Here is a 24,784-nt window from a genome sequence, read left to right as displayed (position 1 = left end):
CCCCGCCGAAATCCGATCTCGCCTCCCTGTTCTTTGTCGTCGTATGCCAAACCCCCCGCCGACCGGCGGGGGGAAGGTCGGATTTCTCAGGTACGGCGCCGCCGAGCCGAGACGAAGTTGGCCACGGCGATCAGCACACCGACACCGAAGATCAGCGTACCCATGACGTTAACCTGCGGCGGAATGCCGGTCTTCACCGACCCGACGATCCACAGCGGGAACGTGATGGTGGAGCCGTTGACGAAGCTCGTCACCACGTAGTCGTCGACCGACAGCGCGAAGGCCAGCATCGCCCCGGCCGCGACACCCGGCATGATCGCCGGCAGCGTCACCTGCCGGAAGGTGCCCCACGGCGTGGCGCCGAGGTCCCTGGCCGCCTCCTCCAGCGAGGGGTCGAGCGTGACCACCCTGGCCCGTACGGTCACCGTCACGAACGACAGCGAGAACAGCACGTGCGCGATGATGATCGTGACGGAGTCGCGCGGCATGTTCGCCGAGACGAACAGCGACAGCAGCGACGAGCCCATGACCAGCTCCGGCGTCGAGATCGCGACGAAGACCAGGAAGTTGGTGATGCCCTTGCCCCGGAACCGGAAGCGGCCGAGCGCGAGGCCCAGCATCGTGCCGATGACCGCCGTCACCAGAGTGCTGGCGACCGCGATCACCAGCGAGTTGATCAGGGCGGTGGACAGGTCGGAGATCGAGAAGAGCTCCTGGTACCAGCGCAGCGTGAAGCCCTGCCAGCTGGTGTTGGACTTGCTCTTCTTGTCGTTGAACCCGAAGAGGATCATCACGGCGATCGGCGCGGACAGCCAGACGATGATCAGCCAGGTGTAGGCGTGCAGGAGGCGGTCGCCCAGACGGTTCCTTCTCATCGGTTGGCCGCCGCTTCCAGAACGTTCTCCGTGCCCAGGGCCTTGGCGTAGATGAAGATGCCCACCAGCAGCACCGCCATCAGCGTGAACGACAGCGCCGACGCCGACGGGTAGGCCAGGTTCGTCAGGTACTCGGTCTGGATGACGTTGCCGATCATCGTGTTCGAGGTGCCGCCGAGGATCTGGGCGTTGACCGGGTCGGCCGTGGCGGGCACGAACGTCATCAGCACCCCGGCGAACACACCGGGCAGCGACAGCGGCAGCACCACCCTGCGGAAGGCGGCCAGGCGGGTCGCGTACAGGTCCTGGGCCGCCTCGATCACGCGCGGATCCACGCGCTCCAGCGCGACGTAGATCGGCAGGATCATGAACGGCAGCCAGTTGTACGTCAGCCCCGCCACCACCGAGAAGGTCGTGGCCAGCACGTGGAAACCGGCGGGCAGCAGCCCCCAGCCCTTCAGCGTGCCGAGCAGGATGCCGTCGTCGGCCAGCAGGAAGCCCCACGAGATCGTGCGCAGCACGAACGAGACGAAGAACGGCAGCAGGAGCAGGAACAGGTAGGTGGACTTGCGCGCACCGCCCTTGAAGGCGATGAAGTACGCCACCGGGTAGCCGATCACCAGCATCGCCACGGTGGCCATGGCCCCGTAGGCGAACGAGCGGGCCAGCTGGGTGCTGTAGCGGCTCAGGGCGTCGGTGTAGTTGGAGAAGGCGAAGGTCTGGACGAAGCCGTCGATGTTGTTGCCGGTGGTCGTCGAGACCGAGGCCATCGCCGCCAGCGGCACCACCAGGAAGATCCCTAGCCATAGCCAGCTCGGCAGTGCGAGCAGGTAGGGGGTAAGCCGGCCTTTCATGCCTAGGCCTGGGTGACGGTCTGGAAGATGCGGTTGAACACCTGCTCGGTCTTGGTGGTGAGCTGGGTGTAGCCGCGCAGCTTGGAGTAGTCACCCTCGGTCGGGAAGATCAGCGGGCTGTTGACCAGCGTCTCCAGATCCGTCTTCTCCTTGCCCTGCAGCGTCCCCACCTTCGCCTTGAGGATGTCGTGCGCCGCGGGGACCGGGGTGACGAACTGGATGAACTCCTCCAGCTCGGCGGCGATCTCCGGCTTGTAGAACCAGTCCATCAGCGTGATCGCGTCGATCGGGTTGGCCGCGCCCTTGGGAATGAGCATGTTGTCGGTCCAGATCGTGCCGCCCTCCCCCGGCACCACGAACTTGACCGGCTCACCCGCGAGCTGGCGCTGGAACACATCGCCCGACCAGGCCATCGTCAGCCACACGTCACCCTTGGAGACGGCGTCGATGTAGTCCTGGTCGTAGTACTTGCGCACCAGCCCGGCGTCGCGCTGCTCCTTGAGCTTGGCGCCGGCCTTCTCCCAGTCGGCCTGCGTCGACTTCTCCGGGTCGATGCCCAGCGCGAACATGCCGAAGTTGCCGATCTCCTGGGCGTCGCGCATCATCCCGACGCGGCCCTTGTACTTGGGATCGAACAACGCGTTGATGCTGGTGATGTCGTCCTTGATGTACTTGGTGTTGTACGCGATCCCCGTGATGCCCGAGGTGTAGGGCACGGTGTAGACGTTGCCCGGGTCGTAGGCGCGGTCCTTGTACTTGGCGCCCGCGTTGGCGTTGAAGTTCGGCAGCTTCGACTGGTCCAGCTGGACCACGTAGCCCAGCTCGATCATGTGCTGGAGCTGGATTCCGTTCGTCATGACCACGATGTCGTAGCCGAGAGACTGGCCCGCCCTGAGCACGGGGTCGACCTTGCCGAAGAAGGAGGCGTTCTCGTCGATGACCTCTTTGTACTCGTAAGAGATACCGGTCGCCTTCTTGAACTCCTCCAGCGGCTTCTTGTCCTCGGGCATGTACTCGGGCCAGTTGGCGAAGACGACCTTGCCGGTCTTCTTCTGCTTGGCCCAATACTCCTGGACCGCGTCCGGCTTGGCCGGGGCCTGCTTCTGACCCTGCACACCGCAGGCGGCCAGCATCAGTCCGGTGGCCGACAGCCCGGCGAGCCGCAACGCCTCACGCCGGGTGCGGGTCTGCGTCATCCCACGCAGAAGGGCGATCTTGTTCACGGGGTCCATGGCCTTCAACTTCCAATCACATATGAGTGCTGCGGCTGCCACGACAGCCAGACCGAGTCACCCCGCTCGGCCGTGGTAGTGGAGTCGTGCGCGTTCTGCTGGAATACCGTGACCTCGGCCCCGTCGGCGAGGGCCACGGCGTAACTGTTGTAGGTGCCGAGGTAGACCACTTCGGCGACCGTGCCCGGCACCGCGCTGACCTGGCCGTTCGGCTCAGCGGTGTCGATGGTGATCTTCTCCGGGCGTACGGTGACCGAAACGTCGCCGTCCTGGCCAGGAACCAGGACCCGGCCACCGCCGATGGGCAGCACGCCGGCGGCAGCCGTACCGGCGAGAAGGTTGGACGTGCCGATGAAGCCGGCGACGAACTGCGTCGCCGGGCGCTCATAGATCTCACGCGGGCCGGCGAGCTGTTCCACCAGGCCGTCGTTCATGACGGCGATGCGGTCGCTCATCGTCAGCGCCTCGTTCTGGTCGTGCGTGACGTAGACGAAGGTGATGCCGACCTCGCGCTGGATGCGCTTGAGTTCGATCTGCATGGCCTGGCGCAGCTTCAGGTCGAGGGCGCCGAGCGGTTCGTCGAGCAGGAGCGCGCGCGGGCGGTTGACCAATGCCCTGGCCAGCGCCACGCGCTGCTGCTGGCCGCCGGACATCTCCCTCGGGCGGCGCTTCTCGCGGCCGGTCAGGTCGACGATCTCCAGCATCTCGGTCACCCGCTGCCGGATCTCGGCCTGGGCGACGCCCTTCTGCTTGAGCCCGAAGGCCACGTTGTCCCACACGTTCATGTGCGGGAACAGCGCGTAGGACTGGAAGACCATGTTCACATCGCGCTTGTTGGGCGGGACGTTGGTGACGTCCTTCCCGAGCAGCTTGACCACGCCCTTCGAGGGCTCCTCGAAGCCCGCGATCATGCGCATGGTCGTGGTCTTGCCGCAACCGGAGGGGCCGAGGAGGGAGAAGAACTCCCCCTCGGCGATCTCCAGCGTGACGCCCTTCACAGCCTGGACGACCTCGCCGTGCGACTGGTATTCCTTGACGACGTCATCGAGCTGGATCGCGTGCATCTAGTCTCCGATGTAGTGCATGACGTGCTTGACGCGCGTGTAGTCGTGAAGACCGAAGACCGACAGGTCCTTGCCGTAGCCGGAGTGCTTGAAGCCGCCGTGCGGCATCTCGCTCACGAACGGGATGTGCGTGTTGACCCACACCACGCCGAACTCGAGCCTGTTCGACATCCGCATCGCGCGGCCGTGGTCGGAGGTCCAGACGGAGCCCGACAGGCCGTAGCGCACGTCGTTGGCCTTGGCCAGCGCGTCCGCCTCGTCGGTGAACGTCTGGACCGTGATGACCGGGCCGAACACCTCGTTCTGCACCATCTCGTCGTCCTGCTTGAGGCCGTCGACGATGGTCGGAGCGAAGAAGTAGCCCTTGTCGCCCACGCGGTGGCCGCCGGTCAGGACCTTGGCGTGCGACGGGGCCCGCTCGATGAAGCCCTGGACCCTGGTCAGCTGGTTCTCGTTGTTCAGCGGGCCGTACAGGGCGTCCTCGTTGGACAGGTCGCCGGTGACCGTACCGGCGGCGGCCGCGGTGAGGGCGGACACGAACTCGTCGTGCACGCTCTCGTGGACCAGCACGCGGCAGGCGGCGGTGCAGTCCTGGCCGGCGTTGTAGAGCCCGGCGGTGGCGATGGACTCGGCGGCGGTCTTGAGGTCCTTGACGTCCTCGAAGACCACGACCGGGGCCTTGCCGCCCAGCTCCAGGTGAACCCGCTTGAGGTCGTCGGCGGCGGTCTTGGCGACCGCCATGCCCGCGCCGACCGAGCCGGTGATCGCCACCATGGCGGCGGTCGGGTGGCCCACGACCAGCGCGCCGGTCTCGCGGTCGCCGGTGACGACGTTGAAGACGCCGGGCGGCAGGACGCTGCCGATGATCTCGGCGAGTTTGACGGTGGACACGGGCGTCGTGTCCGACGGCTTGAGCACGATGGTGTTTCCGGCGGCCAGCGCCGGGGCGATCTTCCAGACCGCCATCATCATCGGGTAGTTCCAGGGCGTGACCTGGCCGATGACGCCGATCGGCTCGTGCCGGATGACGCTTGTGTGCTCGGCGAGGAACTCACCGGCCGTCGGGCCCTCAAGGGTCCTGGCCGCACCGGCGAAGAACCGGAAGTGGTCGGCCGCGACCGGAGTCTCGTCCTCGGCCATGCGGGCGCGGGGCTTGCCGGTGTTGAGGCACTCAGCCTCGTTGATCTCATCGGCCCTCGCCTCGATCGCCTCGGCGACCTTGAGCAGGAGATTGGCCCGCTCTCCCGGCGTGGTCTGACCCCACGACTCGAACGCGGCAGCCGCGGCGGCGTAGGCGGCATCGACATCCTCTGGACCGGAGATCGGAGCCTGAAGATAGGCTTCGCCGGTACAAGGATCGATGACATCGGAGAATCGGCCGCTCTTGGCGTCCACGAACTCATTGTTGATGAAGTTCTGCAGACGGCTGGTCAACGTGTGACCTCCTGGTGAACGTGGCTGAGATGCCGCGACTCTGACAGAGTAACCGCATCTAGACAAGGGATTCCGAAGCAAAGGATACCGAATTGCTACGAATTCGCTTGACAGGACGGGGAGAACTGACAGCATGTCGCACCAGGACGGCAAGCTAGCGGGAATGCGCCCGTAACGCCGGACTGGTAGGAGGATTCCCCGCGATGACGACCCCGCCTCGCGTACGCCGAAGCAACGAGGCCGCTTCCGGGCCGGTCGTGCTCGACGATTTGTCGAAGCAGATCATCGAGCAGCTGCAGAATGACGGGCGGATGCCGTACGCCGCGATCGGCAAGGCGGTCGGACTTTCGGAGGCCGCGGTCCGTCAGCGCGTGCAGCGACTGCAGGACGCGGGGGTGATGCAGATCGTCGCGGTCACGGACCCGCTGACGCTCGGCTTCCCGCGCCAGGCCATGATCGGCGTCAACTGCGAAGGCGACCTGGAGCTCGTGGCCGACGAGCTTTCCGCGATCGACGAGATCGACTACGTGGTGCTGACGGCGGGCAGTTTCGACGTGATCGTCGAGGTGGTCTGCGAGGGCGACTCCCACCTGCTGGAGATCCTCAGCAAGATCCGCGCCATCCCCGCGGTCCGCGCCACCGAGTCCTTCGTTTACCTGAAGCTCCGCAAGCAGACGTACTCCTGGGGTACCAGGTAAGGGGACATTTTGGATACACAGCGTAGCTAATCAAACCCTGACCGTAGCTTTACCCCATGGATACACCCCTTCACGAGGGCTTGGTGGGTATCGCCACCCTCGACCCCGGGCATACCGCCCACATGCTGGAGTCCCTGTTCGGTGACAGCCTCCGCATCCCCGCCGACAGCGGCCAAGTGGTGACCTGCTCGCTGTCGGAGTGCGTTCCCGCCGAGTACCGCGCGGACGGCGCCGTCCTCTATGGGACCGACGAAGACCGGCTCGCGGTCATCACCGAAGTGCAGCTCGCCTGCGACCCCGTCAAGCACGAGACGTGGCTGGCGTACATCGCCAACATGCGGGCCCGGTACAACTGCCCCGCCTGTCTCATCGTCATCTGCCCCAGCGAGACCACCGCCCGCTGGGCGTCCAAGGCCATCCACACCGGACACCCCGGGCTGACCCTCATCCCCTTGGTGATCGGCCCCGGCAACACCCCCGTCATCACCGATGTCGCCACGGCGGTGGGCAACATCGGCCTGGCCGCCATCTCGGCCATCACCCACGGGCAGGACCCGGAGATCCAGACCATCCTGGCCACCCTCACCACAGCCCTGAACAGCATCGACCCGTCTGAGGCGGCTCGCTATGCTGAATACGTGACCGTCGCCTTGACCGGTGACGCGCAGAAGGAAATGGAGCGGCTCATGGCGACCACGTCATTCCTGTACCAGGGCGAGTATGCCCGGAGTCTGCGCGCGGAAGGCAGAGCCGAAGACAGAGCAGAGGCGATAGTCCTCGTGCTGCACGCCCGAGGTATCCCTGTCACCGATGAGCAGCGCGCCCGCATCCAGACGTGCACTGACTTCGACACCCTCACTGGCTGGCTCGAACGCGCCGTTTCCGTCACCGCAACCGACGAGCTCTTCACCTCCTGACCGTCCAGCAGCACCGCCCCTAACCGAAGGGGCGGTGCTGCGCTGTTTGGTCAGCGGAACTGGACCGTGGCGATCTCCCAAGGGCCGAGGGGGAGGTTGAGGTGGCCTGGGGTGGTGGGCAGTTCGTCGCCGGGGCGGCCGCGGAGGTCGGCTTGGCGGGCTTCGGTGAAGGATCCCTTGATGGTGGCCGTGGTATCCGCAGCCGCGTAGTTGACGATGCGGAGTTCCTTCCAGTCGTCGCGGCGACGCAGCGAGGTCATCACCACGCCTGGGCCGGTGATCGACAGGCCGCTCTGGGGCTCGGGCAGGTCGCCGGTGCCGGTGCCGGCGACGGCCAGCAGGTCGTGGCGGAAGGTTTCGGCCGCGGCGGGGATCTCGCTCCAGTCCCCGCTGTACGGCATCAGCGCCAAGCTCACCGAGCGAAGCCCGCGGGACTGGGCCGCCGGGGTGGGGATCTGGGGGCCGGCGGGTTCCGGGCGCAGGGCGTTGCGGTTGCGGGACAGGAAGCCGACCGAGCGCAGCAGGGTGAGGGCGAGTTCCTGGCCGGTGAGCTCGTACTCGGTGACGTGCTCCAGCAGGGCGGCCACACCGCCCGCGGCGACCCAGCCGGAGGCGGGGTAGGTGGGCAGCGGGGTTTCGCCGCAGCCGCCTTCCGGGCTGAGGCCGCGTTCGACGACGGCGAACTGACCCTCCGCGTACGACGAGGTCGCCGCGACCGGCAACGGGACGTGCAGGCGGACCCGGTGGTCGTTGACCCGGTTGTCGAACTCCACGCGCAGCCGGACGAACGGCTCACCGGCCCGCAGTTCGACTCGCGTCTCCACGACCGTTTCGACCGTGGTGATACCGCGGCCGGGGTCGGGGGCGGCGAGCTGGGGGACGCGAGCGTGGTCGGCGCCGGTCATGGGTTCGGACTCGGTGGCGGGCCACAGGTACGTGCGGCGGATGTCGAAGGCGGCCACCAGCGGCCCCGACCACACCGGGGAGACCTCGACCACGACCGGCTCCGACACCAGGCGGTCACCGGCCGGCGGCGCGTAGTTGTAGGTGTCTCCGGCGTCGCCGCCGTCCACGACACGTCCGGCGCCGGTGACGGTCACACCGTCGGGACCGGTCAGGGTGAGGGTGCCGTCGCCGGCCACCTCGACCCGGAGCAGGCCGTTGTCCAGAACCTGCCCCTCCGCGCGGGCCGGCGCGATGCCGCCCGCCGGGGTCAGGCCGGGCTCCCAGGGGACGGGACGCAGGCTGGTGTGGCCCAGCGCGGGGACCTCGACCAGCGCGGCCACGGTACGGCGGGGCTCGGCCAGGATGCGGACCCGGGTGACCCCGGCGGCCGCGGCGGCGATGTCGGCGGTGTCGAAGGTCTCGTCGCTGTTCCGGGCGACGGTGAAGGTCAGGACGCCGTCCTCGACGTTCCAGCCGGTGATGTGCTGGCCGTAGAGCTCGGGGCCGTGGATGAAGGAGAAGGCCAGCTCGGGGTCCATCTCCTCGTCGAGCAGCAGGGTGGGCTCGTATTCGAGGGTCTGGGTGTGGAGGGGGCCGTCGGGTCCGGCGAGCGGGTCCTGGCCGGCGACCTGGGTCAGGACGACGCCGCGCCGTACCGTGGGAGTGGGGTTGATGACGAGGACGCCGTCGGACGGGACGGCCGCGGACAGGCGGCTGGTGACCATGTCGCGCACGGCCTGCCCGAGGTGTTCGGCTTCGGCGATGCGGGCGGCGACCTGCTGGGCGGTCTCGTCGACGCCGCAGCCGGTGACGGAGTCGTGGCCGCTGGCGTCGACCAGGCGCCACCAGGCCATGTCGAGGAAGCGGCCCGGCCAGTCCTCGCCCCACAGGGCGGCCAGCGGTTCCGCGTAGCGCTCGACCATGCGTTCGGCGCGGCCCATGGCCTGCTTGACGTGGGCGCGCACGGAGATGACGCCGGGCAGGATGTTGGCGCGGGCGTGCGAGCGCAGCTCGCCTTCGACGCGGGGCAGGCCGTGGGCGGACGGGTCGAACGCCTCGATGTATCCGGACAAGGTGTCCATGCGGGAGCCCATGGACGCGACCAGCTCCGGCAGCCCGGCGACCGGGGCGGAATGGTCGGTGCCGTACATGGCCAGCAGCGGGCCCTCGGGTCCGTGCCACGGGCGCATCCGCCGGGCGAAGGCGGCCGCGCGCTCCTCCAGCTTCCCGGCGCCGTGGATCAGGTCGACGCCGTTGCCGTAGCCGCCTTCGGGCAGGTACTGCGTGCGGACGGCGCTTCCGTCGGGCGCGACCCAGGCGAAGGCGTCGGTGACCACCTTCGACGGCACACCACGGTAGACGCAGGCGTGCTCCAGCCCCGCCCGCCGAAGGATCTGCGGCATCTGGGCGGCGTGCCCGAACATGTCCGGCAGGTAGCCGACCTCCATCGCCCCGCCGAGCTTGTCGGCGCGGGAGAGCCCGAGCTCCAGGTTGCGCACGATGTTCTCGCCCGAGCACAGGAACTCGTCCAGCAAGATCTGCCACGGCCCCACGGCCAGCCGCCCGGAGCGCACCAGCGCTGCCAGGCGCTCGCGGTTCTCCGGGCGTACCTCCAGGTAGTCGTCCACGCAGGCCAGTTGCCCGTCGAGGGTGAAGTGGTAGCCGGGCTCGCGTTCCATGGTCTCGATCACTTCGTCGAGCAGCGCCACCAGCCGCAGCCGGAAGCGCTGGAACGGCTCGTACCACTCCCGGTCCCAGTGCGTGTGCGGAACCAGAACGATCTCAACGCTCACGGGCTTCTCCCCCCAGGGCAAGGTCATGCTGTACGGCGTAGCGTGCCGCGATCCGCTGGGCGGTGACGATGTCCTCCAGCGCCCCGGCGGCGTCGGTGAGCGGCGGCTTGCCGGAGGTCACGAACGCGTGGAAGGCCAGCAGCTGTGTCTCGAACGCCTCGGTCACGTCCCGGTACTCGTTGCGGCTCTCGGCCCCGGAGACGACGGTCAGCACGGTGGGCGCGTTCATCAGGTACGGGGCGGGGAAGGCCAGCTCCAGCGTGCCCTTGGTGTGGTGGATGGCGACGGTCTCCCGGTAGGCCGGATAGTCCTCCAGGTAATGCCATCGAATGGAATATCGCCCGGCAACCGGCAAAGGCCCAGAAATCTCGATTGAGCCGGGCGAACCGCCCCAGTGCTCCACGTGATCCACGGCGACCGGCGCGCCGGTGAAACGCCGCAGCAGCGACAGGTCATGGCAGATCGAGCCCAGCGCCACGCTGTAGACCGACCGCAGCTCCGCCGTGGCCCGTTCGCCCAGCGCCCGGTCCAGGATCGCGTTCTCGGCGGCCCGCAGCGGCGCGACGTCCACGTCCCGCGCCTGGGCCAGGTTGGCGAAGGCCAGCTGCGACTCCCCGCTCGGGTGCAGCACGGTCACCTCGACCGAGCGGATCACGCCCGGCCCGCCCAGTTCCGCCAGGATCTCCTCGGCCCTGCGCACCGCCGGGTCGTACTGCTTCATGTAGCCGACCATCAGCCTGCCCTCGGGCAGCGCCGCGACCTCGGCCTCGGTCAGCGCCAGCGGCTTCTCGCACAACACGGCGTATCCGGCGGCGAGCGCCTGCCGTACCGGCTCGCCGTGGGAGCCGGAGGCGAGCATGACGACGGCGTCGAACCCGCCTTCTGCCAGCATGCCGGCCAGCGAGGTGTAACGGCGCGTCACCCCGAGCCGGTCGCCGACCGCGTCGGCGAGCGTCCGCGACAGGTCGCAGACCGCCGTGACCTCGAACAACTCCCGCCGCCTCGACAACAGCGGCACGTAGACGGCCTGGGTGACCGCCCCGCACCCCACCAGTGCGAGCCTCGTGCTCATCGTCGGCTCCCCCTCCCCCTCGGGCTCACAGCCCCAGGTCCTTCAGCATGGCCAGGTTCGCGGCCTGGTCGGCGATGACGTCGGCGATCGGGCGGCGGCCCGGCAGGGTGTCCTGCTCGACGACGATCCAGCCCCGGTAGCCGATCTCGTCCAGCGCCCGCACGACGCCGGGCAGGTCGAGGACGCCGCGGCCCAGCGCGCTGAACCCGCCGCGGCCCATGATCTCCCGCAGGTCGGCGCCGTCGTCCAGCGCTTCGGCCAGGATGGCCGGATCGCCGTCCTTGACGTGCACCTGCCCGATCCGGCCGCGCCAGTCGCGCAGCGCCTTGACCGGGTCGCCACCGGCCAGCAGCAGGTGCCCGGTGTCGAGGCAGAGCTGGGCGTCGGTGAGCTCCAGCAGGCGTTCGATCTCGTCGGTCGTCTCCACGTTGGTGCCGAGGTGGTGGTGGAAGACCGGCTCGTAGCCCCGGGCCCGGCAGCGGTCGACCGCCTCCTGCACGCGCTTGGCGTACCCGGCCCACTCGTCCGCCTCCAGCCCGGGCGCGTTCCCGCCGGGCCGGGCGAAGCGCGCGGGCGATCCGGACTCGCCGAGCGTCGGTCGCGGCGCGAAGCCTTCCCCGTACGGCGGCGCCGCGTCGAACACGTCGAGCGTGGCGTCCAGCGCGGGCAGCCCGGCGGCGAACCCGGCGGCGTCTCCATAGGGCAGGTCCGCCCACCCACCGGCCAGCAGGAACCCGGCCGCCGACAACCTCCGGGCGAACTCCTCGCCGGTCCCGAGAAACCCGATCGGCCCCAGGTCGATGCCCTGGTATCCGGCCTCGGACAGAGCCGAGACCATCGCGTCGGCGCTCAGGGGCGCGGGCCCGTCGCTCAGCTCGAACACCCCGAAGCTCACGGGGGCGTTGGCGATCCGTGTCACGCGCATGAGTGCCTCTCTCCTGTCACGCACATAGAGCCATCACTTCGTTCTCGTAGGTCTCCAGGCGGTGCTGACCGGCCGTACCGGGGAGCAGCACGCGCTCGCCCCTGATCACCTGGCGGCGCCCGTCGGGGCGGACCAGGACCAGGCCGTCGGCGCCGAGCGCGAGCAGTTCGTCGCCGAGCCGCAGCAGAAGGGGCGCGTCCGGTCCCGCCGAGACGGCGGTGCGCCCGGCGGCCACGGCGTCGAGGATCAGGCTCGGGTCCTCGGCCAGCACCCACGTGGTGGGCGCGCCGGGCGGGCCGTCGCCGCCGTGACGGTGGAAGTCGCTGCCGCCGATCGCGATCACGTCGTCACGCCAGGCGTCGGCCCACGCCAGCGGCGCGCCCCAGCGGCGATCCCACCAGCCGGAGCTCCACACCTCGGCCACCCGCGGGCGCCGCTCGACGGGCAGCAGCCAGGCGCAGTCGCCGCCGAGCGGATGGTTGACCGACATCAGGCCGCCGCGTTCGCGCGCGTGCTCGGCCCAGGAGTCGGCGGGCTCGCGGAAGTCGACCCAGCCGACGTCGCCGAAGACGTTGGCGTGGCCGCGGTCGGTGGTGACCTCCTGGCCGGGGATGAGTGTGATGCCCCGGTCGGTCTTGGCCAGCCAGGGGTGGTGGCTGACGGTGTTGTGGTCGGTGACGGCCAGGAAGTCCAGGCCGCGGGAGGCGGCCAGCTCGGCCAGTTCGGGGATGGTCAGGGTGCCGTCGCTGTGGACGGTGTGGGCGTGGAAGTCACCCGCGTACCACCGCATTCCAGAAATATCCGGAATGTCGCGCCGAGGGGGGCGGGCGCCGAGCTCCGGCTCTGGAGTGTCCGGAAATTTCGGGATCTGGGGTGAGGTCTCGATCTCCAGCGTGTAGTCCAGGCCCTCAGGCGGGATGCGGTGCAGGCGGAGCCACACCTGCCAGAGCCCCGCCTCCAGCCCGGCTCCCGAGGCTTCGGGCAGGTAACCGGGCGTCGCCCACTCGGTCGTGATCGTGTACGCGTCACGGGCGCCGCCCGACCAGCCGCGAAAGCCCGACGGCCCGCCGCAGCCGAGGTCGATCACGCCCAGGGCGCGGTCGTAGGACAGCCGCACGGTCACCGACCGCGCCCCCTCCGGCACCTCGAACGGCACCTCGCGCAGAATGCGCTCCAGCCGGTCGTCCAGCGACCAGTGTCCTCGGATCACGCTCACGCTCCGGCCTCCATACCCCCGCGTCCGGCGGCGACCAGGTCGCCGTCGCGGTAGGCCAGCGCGCGGTCGGCCCGGGGCAGCGCGTAGCCGTCGTCGCCGGGCACGGGCTCGCGGCCCTCCGGCACCACCGCCTGCACCGAGGCCGCCCCGACCTCAAGCGTCACCAGGTGGGACGCTCCCAGGTTCTCCACGATCGACACCTTCCCGCCCAGCGCGCCCTCCGCGGGCTCGGCGGAGTAGGACATGTACTCGGGACGCACGCCGTACACGATCTTCTCCCCGTCGGTGAGCAGGCCGGTGGCCGACTCGGGGACGGCCACCTTGCATCCGGACACCTCCAGACTGTCGCCCCTTACGACGGCGTCAAGCAGGTTCATCGGCGTGGAGCCGATGAAGGAGGCGACGAAGGTGTTGGCCGGCCGCTGGAACACCTCGGCCGGTGTGCCGACCTGGCGGATGTGCCCGGCCTCCATGACCGCCATCCGGTCGGCCATCGCCAGGGCCTCGGCCTGGTCGTGGGTGACGAAGACGGTGGTGACGCCGAGTTCGCGCTGCAGCCGCTTGAGGAACGTGCGCGCCTCAAGCCGTAGCCGCGCGTCGAGGTTCGACAGCGGCTCGTCGAACAGGAACGCCCGCGCCTGCGTGGCCATCACGCGGGCCAGCGCCACGCGCTGCTGCTGGCCGCCGGACAGCTGGCCGGGGCGCCGGTCCATGAGCTGGGCCAGGCCCAGCCGTTCGCCGACCTCGCGGGCCTTGTCGCCGCGCGCGGCCTTGGCGACCTTCTTGATGCGCAGCGGGTAGGCGATGTTGTCGGTGACGTCCATGTGCGGGAAGAGCGCGTAGTCCTGGAAGACCATCGCCAGGTCGCGGGCGCCCGGCTGGATGTTGGTCACGTCGCGCTCGCCGAGGACGACCGAGCCCGAGGTGGCGGTCTCCAGCCCGGCGATGGTGCGCAGCAGCGTGGTCTTGCCGCAGCCGGACGGGCCCAGCAGGGCGAAGAACTCGCCGTCGGGGATGACCAGGTCGAGGGCGTCGAGCGCTCGGACGCCGCCGGGGTAGACCTTGGTGAGGCCGCGCAGTTCGATGGCCGACATCAGCGCTTGATCCCTCCGTGGAAGCGGAAGCCGTACTTCTTGCTGACGAACAGGTACATGAGCACCACCGGCACCGAGTAGAGGAGGCCGAAGGTCGACAGCAACTGCAGGTTGGCCTGGCCGCCCTCGGTGTAGAGCGTATAGATGATCACCGCGGCCGGCTGGTTCTCCGGGTCACTGCTGAACAGCAGGTACGGCATGAGGAAGTTGCCCCACACGTTGGCGATCGCCCACACGGCGATGGTCGCCAGCCCCGGCCGTACCAGCGGGACCACCACGTGCCGCACGATCTGCAGCGGCGAGGCGCCGAAGACGCGCGCCGACTCCTCGTAGGACTTGGGCGTGGTGTCCATGAAGTCCTTGAGCATGAAGATCGCCGCGGGCAGCAGGCCGCCGGTGAGGATGAGGATGACGCCGAGGTGGGTGTCGATGAGGTTCAGCTCGACCGCGAGCTGGTAGATCGGCACCATCGCCGCGGTGCCGGTGATGATCGACGACAGCAGCAGGAGCGCGTAGAGGAGCCCGTCGCGGCCGGGGATGCGCACCCGGCTCAGCGCGTACGCGGCCAGCGCCGCGAACACCACGACCAGCAACGCGGTGCCGACGGCCAGGATCAGCGAGTTGTAGAGCGACCCGAGCGCGTACGGATGCTCCAGGATCGCCCGGAAGTTGGCGAGCGTGAAGTCGGGCAGCGACACCTCGTAGGTCGGGTCGCTGGTGAACGGGGCCGTGGCCAGCCACAGCAGCGGCACGCTGAAGAAGGCCAGCACCACGGCGATCAGCGTGTAGAAGCCGATCCGGCCGAGTACGCGCCGCGGGCTCATGACTTCCTCCTGAGCAGCCGCAGGTAGAACACGGCGACCACGAGGTTGATCAGCAGGATGATCGCGGAGATGGCCGCGCCGACGCCGAGGTTCCCGCCGATCAGGGCCTCCTTGTAGACGTAGACGGCGAGGATCTCGGTCTTCCCGTCCGGCCCTCCGGCGGTGAGCATGAACGGGGTGAAGTCGTTGAACGTCCACAGGCTGATCAGCAGCAGGTTGGTCAGGATGTGGCCGCGGATGTGCGGGAAGACGACGTCGCGCAACTGCTGCCAGCCGGAGGCTCCGGCCAGGCGGGCGCTCTCCAGGTGCGAGGGCGGCACGTTGCCGAGGGCGGCGCCGTACAACATCATCGAGAACGCGGTGCCGCGCCAGGTGTTGAAGATGATGATCGACAACATCGGGTAGTCGAGCAGCCAGGCGAAGCCGGGGATGCCGAGCAGCAGGTTCAGCGTGCCGCCGTCGCGGTCGAGCAGCGCCACCCACAGGAACGACACCACGGCGCTGGGCAGGATCCAGGCGAGGATGACCAGGCCCTCGACCAGGCGCTTGAGCGGGCCGGTCCGGTCGCGCATCAGCCACGCGATGGTGAAGCCGAGCACGACCTGCCCGATGACCGCGGAGCCGAGCACGAACTCCACGGTCAGCCAGGTCGAGTTCCAGAACTTGCCGCTGGCCAGCGCGTTGAAGAAGTTGTCGAGGCCGACGACCTGCGGGTCGCGGGCCTGCACCCCGCTGAGGCGGTAGTTGGTGATGCTGAGGTAGAGCACCCAGAGCGCGGGAAAGACCAGGAAGACCGCGATGAGCAGGAGCGCGGGCGCGGCGAAGACCGACGCTCTGACGCGGCCGAGACCGGCCGCGTCAGAGCTGTAGGTCTTCCTGTCCGGGGGCGCCGGGGCCTCAGGAGGCGATGTTGCCAGCGCCACCGGCTATTCCTTCGAGCTTCTTCTGGTACTCCGCGGCGGCCTCGTCCGGCGTCTTCCCGCTCACCACGGCGGCCGTGGCCTCCTGCAGGGCCGTGGAGACCTGCGGGTAGAGCGCGACCGGCGGCCGGTAGGCGGTCAGCGGGAGCACTTCCTCGGAGATGTAGGCCAGCAGCGGGTCGCCGGTCAGGATCTCCTTGTTGACGTCGGTGCGCGGGGTGATGCGCACGTTGCCGTTCTTGGTCTCCTCCTTCAGTCCCTCGGCGGAGAGCGTGAAGGCGAGCAGTTCGAAGGCTTCCTTGGGGTGCTTGCTGTTGGGGTTGAGCGTGCGCAGCGCGCCGCCGGACATGCTGACGAAGTCCTGGCCGCGCAGGCCCTTGCCGGCCTCCATCGCGGGGATCTTCGCGTAGCCGACGGTCTGGTCGCGGTCGGCCATCTTGGCCACGCCGTCGGTGGGGTTGACGACACCGCGCCAGAAGTAGTCGCCCTCCATCAGGATGCCGATCTTGCCTTCGGCGAACTGGGCGAAGGACTTGTCGCGGCCCTTGGCCTCCTGCTGGAGCTTGGGGTCGCCCAGGCCCTGCGAGTAGATCTTCTGGTAGAGGCCGAGCGCGTCCTTGAGCGGCTGGGCGGCGCCGGTCCACTTGCCGTCCTTCTGCACCTCGCCGCCGGCGCCGGCCAGCAGCGGGAGCACGCCCTGCATGGAAGTGGCCTCGCCCATCGCGGTGCCGGCGTTGATCTGGATCGGCACGGGCACGCCCGCGGACTTGAGCTTGGCGCCGGCGTCGAGGATCTCCTGCCAGCTCTTCGGCTGCCAGTCGGCGGGCAGGCCCGCCTTGGTCATGAGCGTCTTGTTGAAGTAGAGGACGCGGCCGTCGGTGCCGACGGGCAGCGCGTGCTTCTTGCCGCCGAAGGTGGCCAGGCCCTGGACCGCTTCGGGGATCTGGCTCCAGCCCTCCCAGGACTCCGCCTCGGGGCCCGCCACCTCGGCCAGCGGCTTGATGTAGCCGGCCTCGGCGAACTCGCCCATCCAGATGCCGTCGATGTCGAAGACGTCCGCCCCCTTGCCGGACTTCAGGTCCAGGGAGAGCTTGGTCTTGTACTGCTCGTCGTCGACCCCACTCGGGATGAACTTGACCTTGACGTCCTTCCCTTTCGCCTTCTGGGCCGCCTCGAACTGGGGAATGACCCACTTCGCGATGTACTCGGCGCCCTTGGCGTTCTTGCCGCCGGCGATCGCGTTCTGGGTGATCGTCAGCTCGATGGTGTCACCGCCGCCGCCGGACGACTGGCCGCAGGCGGCGGCCGACAGGGCCAGGACGGCGACAGCCGAGATTTTTCGCAATCTCATGCGAACCCTCCAGAACGTCCTAAAAGGGGGTATATGCGGGTTTCGGGCAGGACGTAATTTGCAACATAGCGGACATCAGAATGTCATGACAATATGCCATGCTAGGTCCGAGTCCCGGGAGGTAGCTTGTTCGATCTGATCACGATCGGCCGCTGCGGCGTCGACGTCTATCCGCTGCAGACAGGCGTCGGACTGGCCCAGGTCGAAAGCTTCGGCAAGTTCCTCGGCGGCAGCCCGACCAACGTGGCCGTCGCGGCCGCGCGCCACGGCCTGAGCTCCGCGGTGATCACCGCGGTGGGCGCCGACCCGTTCGGCGACTACGTGCGCTCGGCCATCGCGGGTTTCGGCGTCGACAACCGCCACGTCACGACCTTCGCCGAGGCGCCCACCCCCGTGACCTTCTGCGAGATCTTCCCGCCCGACCACTTCCCGATCTACTTCTACCGAGGTGAGCACCCGCCGGACCTGCGCATCACGCCCGAGTCCCTCGACCTCGACGCGATCAGGGCCGCCAAGGTCTTCTGGTTCAGCGCCACCGGGCTGAGCATGGAGCCCAGCCGGGCCGCGCACGCCGCCGCCCTGGCCGCCCGCGGCGACGCCGGCTGGACCGTCTTCGACCTCGACTACCGGCCCACTCTGTGGAAGGGACCCGCCGAGGAGGCGGTCCGCCAGGTGCTCCCGCTGGCCGATGTCGCCGTGGGCAACCTGGACGAAGTTGAGGTGGCCGTCGGCACCCGCGACCCGGAGGCCGCCGCGCAGGCGCTGCTCGACGCGGGGGTGAAGGTGGCGATCGTGAAGATGGGGCCCAAGGGGGTCTTCGCGCGCAGCCGTACCGAGACGGCGCTGGCCGAACCGGTCGCGGTCGAGGTCGTCAACGGCATCGGCGCCGGTGACGCCTTCGGCGGCGCGATCTGCCTAGGCCTGCTGCGCGGCTGGCCGCTGGAGCGCACGATCCGCTTCGCCAACGCCGCCGGCGCCTTCGTCGCCGCCCGGCTGGCCTGCGCCGACGCCATGCCCACCACCGACGAGGTGACCCAGCTGATGGAAGGCCGCGCATGACAGATCTGACGCTCACCAGGGCCGACCGCTACGAGCGGCTCACCAGGATCCGGGCGACCCGGCCTGAGGAGATCGCGCACGCGGCGGCCAGGCGGCAGCGGCGCGGACTGCCCGGCGACGGCGAGCGGCTGATGATCATCGCCGCCGATCACCCCGCCCGCGGCTCGCTCGGCGTGCGCGACCGGCCGTACGCCATGGCCAGCCGCCCCGACCTGCTCGACCGCCTGCAACTCGCGCTGCAACGGCCGGGCGTGCACGGCATCCTGGCCGCCCCCGACGTGCTGGAGGACCTGCTGCTGCTCGGCGCGCTGGAGGGCAAGCTGGCCTTCGGCTCCATGAACCGCGCCGGCATCCAGGGCGCCGTCTTCGAGCTGGACGACAGGTTCACCGGCTTCGACGCCGCCGCCATCGACGCCATGCGCCTGGACGGCGGCAAGATGCTGTGCCGCATCGACCCGGCCGACCACGGCACCGTCGCCACGCTGGAGTCGTGCGCGCACGCCGTCACCGACCTGGCCAAGCGGCGCCTCGTGGCGATGGTCGAGCCGTTCTGGTCCAGCCGGGCCAACGGCGGCCCCGTACGCAACGACCTGTCGCCCGAGGCGGTCATCAGGGCCATCAGCGTGGGCCAGGCGCTCGGCGCGACCTCCGCTTACACCTGGCTGAAGATCCCGGCGATCCCCGAGATGGAACGGGTCATGGCCGCCACCACGCTGCCCGCCCTCCTGCTCGGCGGCGACCCGCCGGACATCGACGCCGCCTTCGCCGACTGGGGCCGCGCCCTGGAACTGCCGGGCGTGCGGGGCCTCGTCGTGGGACGTGCGCTGCTCTACCCTCCTGACGACGACGTCGCCGCCGCCGTGGACGGCGCCGCGTCCCTGGTCAGGGAGGCCTCACGATGACCCACATCCCGTACGGCAAGGCCGCCTCGGCCCCGTGGTCGGTGGAGATCACCCCCGAGCTGGCCGGCTGGACCTACTCGGCCCTGCGCGTGGCCGACCTGACCGACGACGCCCCGGTGGCCTTCGAGACCGGAGAGGAGGAGATGCTCGTCCTGCCGCTGTCCGGCTCCTGCACGGTCACCTTCGCCGCCCCGGTCGAAGGCGGCACCACCACCTTCCACCTGGCCGGCCGCCCGTCGGTCTTCGCCGGGCCCAGCGACTTCGCGTACCTGCCGATCCACACCGAGGTGATCCTGCGCGGCAGCGGCCGCATCGCCCTGCCCGCCGCGCGCGCCACCCGGCGGCTGGAGCCGCGCCACGTCCCGGCCGACCGGGTCCCGGTCGAGATCAGGGGCGCGGGCGTGGCCAGCAGGCAGATCAACAACTTCTGCTCCCCCGCCGCCTTCGACTGCGACAAGCTCGTGGCCGTCGAGGTGCTCACGCCGGGCGGCAACTGGTCGTCCTACCCGCCCCACAAGCACGACACCCCCAACCCGGGCGAGGCGGTGCTGGAGGAGATCTACTACTTCGAGGGCGGGCCCGGCTACCAGCGCGTCTACACCTCGGAACGCGGTCACATCGACACCCTGGCCGAGGTCGCACCCGGCGACGTGGTGCTCGTCCCCTACGGCTACCACGGGCCGTCGATGGCCGCCCCCGGCTACGACCTCTACTACCTCAACGTGCTCGCCGGGCCGTCCGGTGAGCGTTCCATGGCCTTCTGCGACGACCCGCGCCACACCTGGATCCGCGACACGTGGGACGGTCAGGAGGTCGACCCTCGTCTGCCGTTCGGGAGGACCTCATGATCCGGCTGACCGTCGCCCAGGCGACCCTGCGCTTCCTCGCCGCTCAGCGCACCGAGCGCGACGGCGCCGAGCACCGGATGTTCGGCGGGATCTTCGGGATCTTCGGGCACGGGAACGTGGCGGGGCTCGGGCAGGCGCTGGCCACGGATGCGGCGCTGCCGTACCTGCTGAGCAGGAACGAGCAGGCCATGGTGCACGCGGCGGCGGGCTACGCGCGGGCGAGCAACCGGCTGCGGACGCTCGCCTGCACCACCTCGGTCGGTCCCGGCGCCACCAACATGATCACCGGCGCGGCGGGCGCGACGATCAACCGGCTGCCGGTGCTGTTGCTGCCCGGTGACGTGTTCGCCACCCGCGTGGCCAATCCGGTGCTGCAGGAGCTGGAGGATCCGCGCTCCTACGACCTGTCGGTCAACGACGCCTTCAAGCCGGTCTCGCGCTACTGGGACCGGATCAACCGGCCCGAGCAGCTTCCGTCCGCGTTGCTCGCGGCGATGCGGGTGCTCACCGACCCGGCCGAGACCGGCGCGGTGACGCTGGCGCTGCCGCAGGACGTGCAGGCGGAGGCGTGGGAGTGGCCGGAGGAGCTGTTCGGGCGCCGGGTGTGGCACATCGGCCGGCCGCGGCCGGAACCCGCCGCGCTCGCCCGCGCCGCCGAGCTGATCAGGCGCTCGGCCCGGCCGCTCATCGTCGCCGGCGGCGGGGTGATCTACAGCGAGGCGACGGAGGAACTGCGCGCCTTCGCCGAGCGGTACGGCGTGCCGGTCGCCGAGACGCAGGCCGGCAAGGGCGCCCTGCCGTACGGGCACCCGCTGGCGGCCGGCGCGGTCGGCGCGACGGGCACGACGGCGGCCAACGCGCTCGCCCGCGAGGCCGACCTGATCATCGGCGTCGGAACCCGCTACAGCGACTTCACCACCGCCTCGCGCTCGCTGTTCGACCAGGACGCGCAGGTCGTCAACCTCAACATCACCTCCTTCGACGCGGCCAAGCTGTCGGGCCTGCAACTGGTGGCCGACGCCCGCGAGGGCCTGGCCGACCTCGCCCAGGCCCTCGACGGCTGGGGTACGGCCGGCGTCTACCGCACCATGACGGCCGAGCTGACCCGCGCCTGGGACGCCCAGGTCGAGGCCGCGCACGCGCTGGACGGCACACCGCTGCCCCAGCCCGCCATCATCGGCGCGGTCAACGCCGCGGCCGGCGAGGACGGCGTGGTGGTGTGCGCGGCCGGTTCGATGCCGGGCGACCTGCACAAGCTGTGGCGCCCGAGCGGCCCCGGCTCCTACCACGTCGAGTACGGCTACTCCTGCATGGGCTACGAGATCGCCGGCGGGCTCGGCGTCAAGCTGGCCGTGCCGGAGCGCGAGGTGTTCGTGCTGGTCGGCGACGGCTCCTACCTGATGATGGCCCAGGAACTGGTCACGGCGGTCGCCGAGGGCGTCAAGCTGATCGTGGTGCTGGTCGACAACTCCGGCTTCGCCTCGATCGGCCGGCTGTCGGAGAGCGTGGGCGCCGAACGCCTCGGCACCGCCTACCGCTACCGGGGCTCGGGCCGCTACGACGGCGGTCCGCTGCCGGTCGACCTGGCCGCCAACGCCGCCAGCCTGGGCGCGCGCGTGATCCGCGCCGAGACCGGCGACGACCTGCGCAAGGCCCTGGGGAGCGCGCGAGCGGCCGACGAGACCACCGTGATCTACGTGAAGGCCGACCCGCACGTGGACGCTCCCTCCTCCGAGGCCTGGTGGGACGTGCCGGTCGCCGAGGTCGGCAGCCCCGCCCGCGCCGCCTACGAGGAGGCCAAGCGCTCCCAGCACTGATTACGCGGCGCCGCCCAGGGGAACGCCCTGATCATGAAGCCATGGCGGGTGCTCGGATGGATCGCGCTGATCGCGGTGATCCTCTACTGCGTCTGGTTCGTCAGGACCGTCGCCATCTCGGTGATCATCGGGGTGTTCATCACGGCCCTGCTCCTGCCGCCGTTCACCTGGCTGCGGGGCAAAGGACTGAACCGGGCTCTGGCCACGACCGTGGTCTGCCTGGGCGCGCTGGTGATCGGCGGAGTCTTCTTCTGGCTCCTCGTCCCCGCCACCGTCGACGGGCTCGGGCAGCTGCGGGCCAGCCTCGGCAAGGCCCTGGACGACCTGCACAACTTCGCCCGCTCGCTCGGGCTCGACGACACCCGGCTGTCGGAGATGTCGAAGCAGGTCCAGGCGTACCTGACCGAGCAGTCCCGCTCCATCGCCACCGGAGCGATCGCCGGGGTCCGCACCGCCGGTGAGATCGTGATCGGCGCGGTGCTGGCGCTCATCCTGGCCATCTACTTCGTCCACGGCGGTGACCGGCTGTTCGCCTGGCTGACCGACCTGGCGCCGGTCAAGGCCAGGCCGCACCTGCGCGAGGCGGGCGACGTCGTCTTCGGCGTCATCGGACGCTACATCCGGGGCATCGCGATGGTCGGGCTCGTGGACGGCTTCTTCATCGGGGTCGCGCTGTGGATCCTGGGCGTGCCGATCGCGCTGCCGCTGGCCGTACTGACGTTCGTGGGGGCGTTCCTGCCGGTGGTGGGGGCGTTCATGGCCGGGTTGTTCGCCGCCGTGGTGGCGTTCGTGGCCAAGGGCTGGCTGGTGGCGCTGATCGTGGTCGGCGTCACGATCCTGGTCCAGCAGGTGGAGGGCCACGTGCTGGCGCCGCAGATCTACGGGAGGGCGCTGGACCTGCCCGGCGCGGTCATCCTGCTGGCGATCGCCGTGGGCAGCGTGGTCGCCGGGATCACCGGCGCGTTCCTGGCCGCGCCGGTGGCCTCGGTGATCGTGGCGTTGATCAGGAATCGAGAGGCAGCTCGAGCTCCAGCTCATGCCTGATCGGGATGCCGTCCTCCGACAGCTCCGGGATGCTCGGCTTGAGCTCACGGGTACGGGTGATCGCGTCGCGGCGCAGCGCGACCAGGTCGAAGCCGTAACGCTGGTAGAAGGCCAGCGCCCTGGTGTTGTCGTTGGTGGTGATCAGCGTCAGGCGGCGCATGCCACGCCGCTGCGCCACCTCGCGGACCGCGTCCAGCAGGGCCGTACCGACCCCGGCGCCCTTGACGACGGCGTCGATCGTGACGATCTCCACGCTGCCGTCGCGCTCGGTGTAGGTGATCAGCCCGGCGATCCTGTCGTCGTCGGCGACCGCGACGAAGCCGGGCAACGTACTCGCGTCGATCATCTCGCCCCAGGTCAGCGCGATGACGTGGGTGTCGCCCCAGCTCGCGGTCAAGATCTCGACAACCTGTTCCAGATCGCCGGGGACGATGGGTCGCACGGTGAATGGCATAGGGCCCATTATGAGATCTCATGCGATGGGTGACATTCGACTGCTTCGGGACCCTGGTGGACTGGCGTCACGGGATCGCCACCAGCGCGGAACTGATCTTCCCCGGGTACGGCGGCCGCCTCCTCGACGCCTACAACCGGCACGAGCTTGCCGTCCAGACCGAGACGCCGACGATGCTCTACCGCGAGGTGATGGCCGAGACCCTCCGCCGGGCCTGCGCCTCCGAGGGCCTGGACCTGGGCGCCGACAACGCGGGCGTGCTCGCCCGCACCCTCCCCTACTGGCCCGTCTTCCCCGAGGTCGGTGAGGAACTGGGCGCGCTGCGCTCGGCCGGATGGCGCCTGGCCCTGCTCACCAACTGCGACCGCGACCTCATCGGCCTGACGCAGCGGCGGCTGCCCGTACCCTTCGACGCGGTCGTCACCGCCGAGGACGCCGGAGGCTACAAGCCGTCTCCGGGCCACTTCGAACGTTTCCGTTCCTCACATGAGCCGTCGGAGTGGGTGCACGTGGCGCAGGGCTACGTCCACGACATGGTCCCGGCACACGCGCTCGGCCTGCGCCGGATCTGGATCAACCGCCTGGCCGAGACCCCCGCCGACCCGTCGATCGTCCAGACCGTCCAGCCCGACCTCCACCGCCTGCTGGCCGCCCTTCAGTAGCGGCCGCTGGGGCCGGTGGCGGCACTTCAGTAGCGGCCGCGCCACTGTCGTCGCGCCACCGACGCCCCACGACCAGCGCGTCACCACCACCGGTGCTTCACCACCAGCGCGCGTCACCACCGGCGCTTCGCTGGCGGCGCTGATCCGGCGCTGCTTCAGTAGCGCTGGTCCAGGACGTCGGCGATGCCCGCGAGGAACGAGTCGACGTCCGCGATCAGGTAGCCGGGGCGGACCAGCACGGTGGCGAACTTGGCGTCCCGCACGGCCTGCCCGGTCAGCGGGTTGTCGGTGGTGCCGCGCAGCGTGGCCACGATGCGGTCCAGGAAGGCGTCGATCTCGTCCTCGTTGTACCCGGTCCCCATCCGGCCCGACCGAAACGCCACCCGCTCGACCCGCGCCGCCTGCGTCTCGAACCACTCCTCGCGCAGCATCTCACCGGTCGGCTCGGTCATCGCCAGCGACACCGGCGTCTTCGCACGCGTCTCCAGCGCCACGACGAACGCCTCCAGCGCGAAATCCACCGCCGTCTCGTTGTAGCCGCCGCGCCGGGCGCGGAAGGTGGCCCGGCGCACCTCATCGGCGGTCACCGGCACCAGCTCGCGCCCGCCCCGGCCGAGCGTGGCCTCGATGCGGCTGATGAGCGAGTCCACGTCGATGGGGTCATAGCCTGAACGCATACCCATGACGCGCGGAAAGCGGTTCAAGCGACGGTCCTCCTGAGATGTGCCGAGGGGTGCCTATATTGTGGGGCTCTTTATCCGGAGAATGCGACCCACTCCATTAC

General features: G+C 69.7%; 23 protein-coding genes. 8 read left to right on the top strand and 15 right to left on the bottom strand.

Annotation, left to right across the window (positions count from 1 at the left end; translation table 11 throughout):
• Positions 1-86 precede the first annotated feature (86 nt).
• Genes ACIBHY_RS13600 through ACIBHY_RS13580 form a run of 5 tightly spaced genes read right to left on the bottom strand, consistent with a single transcriptional unit; the run spans position 87 to position 5,459 of the window.
• Positions 87-875 (bottom strand): ABC transporter permease, encoded by a 789-nt coding sequence (locus ACIBHY_RS13600; protein ID WP_397253656.1) that lies wholly within the window; start codon positions 873-875, stop codon positions 87-89.
• Positions 872-1,729, bottom strand: coding sequence for an ABC transporter permease (locus tag ACIBHY_RS13595; protein ID WP_184965500.1), 858 nt, complete (start codon positions 1,727-1,729; stop codon positions 872-874). The genes ACIBHY_RS13600 and ACIBHY_RS13595 overlap by 4 nt, the downstream gene beginning before the upstream one ends.
• 2 nt (positions 1,730-1,731) lie before the next feature.
• A complete protein-coding gene (locus tag ACIBHY_RS13590; RefSeq protein WP_397253653.1) occupies positions 1,732-2,961 on the bottom strand; it encodes a PotD/PotF family extracellular solute-binding protein in 1,230 nt (409 codons plus the stop codon).
• A gap of 5 nt (positions 2,962-2,966) precedes the next feature.
• Positions 2,967-4,025, bottom strand: coding sequence for an ABC transporter ATP-binding protein (locus ACIBHY_RS13585; RefSeq protein WP_397253651.1), 1,059 nt, complete (start codon positions 4,023-4,025; stop codon positions 2,967-2,969).
• Complete coding sequence (locus ACIBHY_RS13580) at positions 4,026-5,459, bottom strand: gamma-aminobutyraldehyde dehydrogenase (RefSeq protein ID WP_397253649.1); 1,434 nt, start codon at positions 5,457-5,459, stop codon at positions 4,026-4,028.
• 203 nt (positions 5,460-5,662) lie between these two features.
• Between ACIBHY_RS13580 and ACIBHY_RS13575 the strand changes: the two genes are divergently transcribed.
• Positions 5,663-6,157 carry an Lrp/AsnC family transcriptional regulator gene (locus tag ACIBHY_RS13575; RefSeq protein WP_397095337.1) on the top strand — a complete coding sequence of 165 codons (495 nt, stop codon included), beginning with the start codon at positions 5,663-5,665 and terminating at the stop codon, positions 6,155-6,157.
• A gap of 56 nt (positions 6,158-6,213) precedes the next feature.
• Positions 6,214-7,074, top strand: a complete 861-nt coding sequence (locus ACIBHY_RS13570; protein ID WP_397306790.1) for a hypothetical protein — start codon at positions 6,214-6,216, stop codon at positions 7,072-7,074.
• Positions 7,075-7,124: 50 nt separating this feature from the next.
• On the opposite strand, the gene ACIBHY_RS13565 is transcribed toward ACIBHY_RS13570, so the two are convergent.
• The 8 genes from ACIBHY_RS13565 to ACIBHY_RS13530 are packed head-to-tail and all read right to left on the bottom strand — an operon-like array spanning position 7,125 to position 17,214.
• Positions 7,125-9,812, bottom strand: coding sequence for an alpha-mannosidase (locus tag ACIBHY_RS13565; protein WP_397306789.1), 2,688 nt, complete (start codon positions 9,810-9,812; stop codon positions 7,125-7,127).
• Complete coding sequence (locus ACIBHY_RS13560; RefSeq protein WP_397306788.1) at positions 9,802-10,884, bottom strand: Gfo/Idh/MocA family protein; 1,083 nt, start codon at positions 10,882-10,884, stop codon at positions 9,802-9,804. The genes ACIBHY_RS13565 and ACIBHY_RS13560 overlap by 11 nt, the downstream gene beginning before the upstream one ends.
• A 25-nt stretch (positions 10,885-10,909) precedes the next feature.
• Positions 10,910-11,809, bottom strand: a complete 900-nt coding sequence (locus tag ACIBHY_RS13555) for a sugar phosphate isomerase/epimerase family protein (protein WP_397306787.1) — start codon at positions 11,807-11,809, stop codon at positions 10,910-10,912.
• Positions 11,810-11,825: 16 nt separating this feature from the next.
• Complete coding sequence (locus ACIBHY_RS13550; protein WP_397306786.1) at positions 11,826-13,025, bottom strand: CehA/McbA family metallohydrolase; 1,200 nt, start codon at positions 13,023-13,025, stop codon at positions 11,826-11,828.
• The gene (locus ACIBHY_RS13545) at positions 13,022-14,119 is read right to left on the bottom strand and encodes an ABC transporter ATP-binding protein (RefSeq protein ID WP_397253637.1); all 1,098 of its coding nucleotides are present in this window, start codon (positions 14,117-14,119) and stop codon (positions 13,022-13,024) included. Before ACIBHY_RS13545 ends, ACIBHY_RS13550 begins: the two co-directional genes overlap by 4 nt.
• Complete coding sequence (locus ACIBHY_RS13540; RefSeq protein WP_379620419.1) at positions 14,119-14,943, bottom strand: carbohydrate ABC transporter permease; 825 nt, start codon at positions 14,941-14,943, stop codon at positions 14,119-14,121. Before ACIBHY_RS13540 ends, ACIBHY_RS13545 begins: the two co-directional genes overlap by 1 nt.
• Positions 14,940-15,866: a carbohydrate ABC transporter permease gene (locus ACIBHY_RS13535; RefSeq protein WP_379620417.1), complete on the bottom strand. Its 927-nt coding sequence runs from the start codon at positions 15,864-15,866 to the stop codon at positions 14,940-14,942. The genes ACIBHY_RS13540 and ACIBHY_RS13535 overlap by 4 nt, the downstream gene beginning before the upstream one ends.
• On the bottom strand, positions 15,841-17,214 hold the full coding sequence (locus ACIBHY_RS13530) for an extracellular solute-binding protein (protein ID WP_397306785.1): 1,374 nt from the start codon (positions 17,212-17,214) through the stop codon (positions 15,841-15,843). The genes ACIBHY_RS13535 and ACIBHY_RS13530 overlap by 26 nt, the downstream gene beginning before the upstream one ends.
• Before the next feature lie 126 nt (positions 17,215-17,340).
• On the opposite strand from ACIBHY_RS13530, the gene iolC reads away from it, so the two are divergent.
• The 5 genes from iolC to ACIBHY_RS13505 are packed head-to-tail and all read left to right on the top strand — an operon-like array spanning position 17,341 to position 22,884.
• Positions 17,341-18,273 carry a 5-dehydro-2-deoxygluconokinase gene (gene iolC, locus ACIBHY_RS13525; RefSeq protein WP_397253633.1) on the top strand — a complete coding sequence of 311 codons (933 nt, stop codon included), beginning with the start codon at positions 17,341-17,343 and terminating at the stop codon, positions 18,271-18,273.
• Positions 18,270-19,175, top strand: a complete 906-nt coding sequence (locus ACIBHY_RS13520; protein WP_397253631.1) for a deoxyribose-phosphate aldolase — start codon at positions 18,270-18,272, stop codon at positions 19,173-19,175. The genes iolC and ACIBHY_RS13520 overlap by 4 nt, the downstream gene beginning before the upstream one ends.
• Positions 19,172-20,023, top strand: a complete 852-nt coding sequence (iolB, locus tag ACIBHY_RS13515; protein ID WP_397253629.1) for a 5-deoxy-glucuronate isomerase — start codon at positions 19,172-19,174, stop codon at positions 20,021-20,023. The genes ACIBHY_RS13520 and iolB overlap by 4 nt, the downstream gene beginning before the upstream one ends.
• Positions 20,020-21,840, top strand: coding sequence for a 3D-(3,5/4)-trihydroxycyclohexane-1,2-dione acylhydrolase (decyclizing) (iolD, locus tag ACIBHY_RS13510; RefSeq protein WP_397306784.1), 1,821 nt, complete (start codon positions 20,020-20,022; stop codon positions 21,838-21,840). The genes iolB and iolD overlap by 4 nt, the downstream gene beginning before the upstream one ends.
• Before the next feature lie 33 nt (positions 21,841-21,873).
• On the top strand, positions 21,874-22,884 hold the full coding sequence (locus ACIBHY_RS13505) for an AI-2E family transporter (protein WP_397253625.1): 1,011 nt from the start codon (positions 21,874-21,876) through the stop codon (positions 22,882-22,884).
• Here ACIBHY_RS13505 and ACIBHY_RS13500 read toward each other — a convergent pair.
• A complete protein-coding gene (locus ACIBHY_RS13500; protein ID WP_397253623.1) occupies positions 22,844-23,338 on the bottom strand; it encodes a GNAT family N-acetyltransferase in 495 nt (164 codons plus the stop codon). The two genes, ACIBHY_RS13505 and ACIBHY_RS13500, sit on opposite strands and share 41 nt — an antisense overlap.
• A 20-nt stretch (positions 23,339-23,358) precedes the next feature.
• On the opposite strand from ACIBHY_RS13500, the gene ACIBHY_RS13495 reads away from it, so the two are divergent.
• Positions 23,359-24,000 carry an HAD-IA family hydrolase gene (locus ACIBHY_RS13495; RefSeq protein WP_397306783.1) on the top strand — a complete coding sequence of 214 codons (642 nt, stop codon included), beginning with the start codon at positions 23,359-23,361 and terminating at the stop codon, positions 23,998-24,000.
• A 155-nt stretch (positions 24,001-24,155) separates the two neighbouring features.
• Here ACIBHY_RS13495 and ACIBHY_RS13490 read toward each other — a convergent pair whose 3' ends face one another.
• Complete coding sequence (locus ACIBHY_RS13490) at positions 24,156-24,677, bottom strand: DivIVA domain-containing protein (RefSeq protein ID WP_397253619.1); 522 nt, start codon at positions 24,675-24,677, stop codon at positions 24,156-24,158.
• Positions 24,678-24,784: the final 107 nt, after the last annotated feature.

The sequence above is a fragment of the Nonomuraea sp. NPDC050547 genome (assembly GCF_044457345.1).
GTDB lineage: Bacteria > Actinomycetota > Actinomycetes > Streptosporangiales > Streptosporangiaceae > Nonomuraea.
Note: the sequence above shows the minus strand (reverse complement) of the source record. Positions and strands in the feature narration are given on the sequence as shown.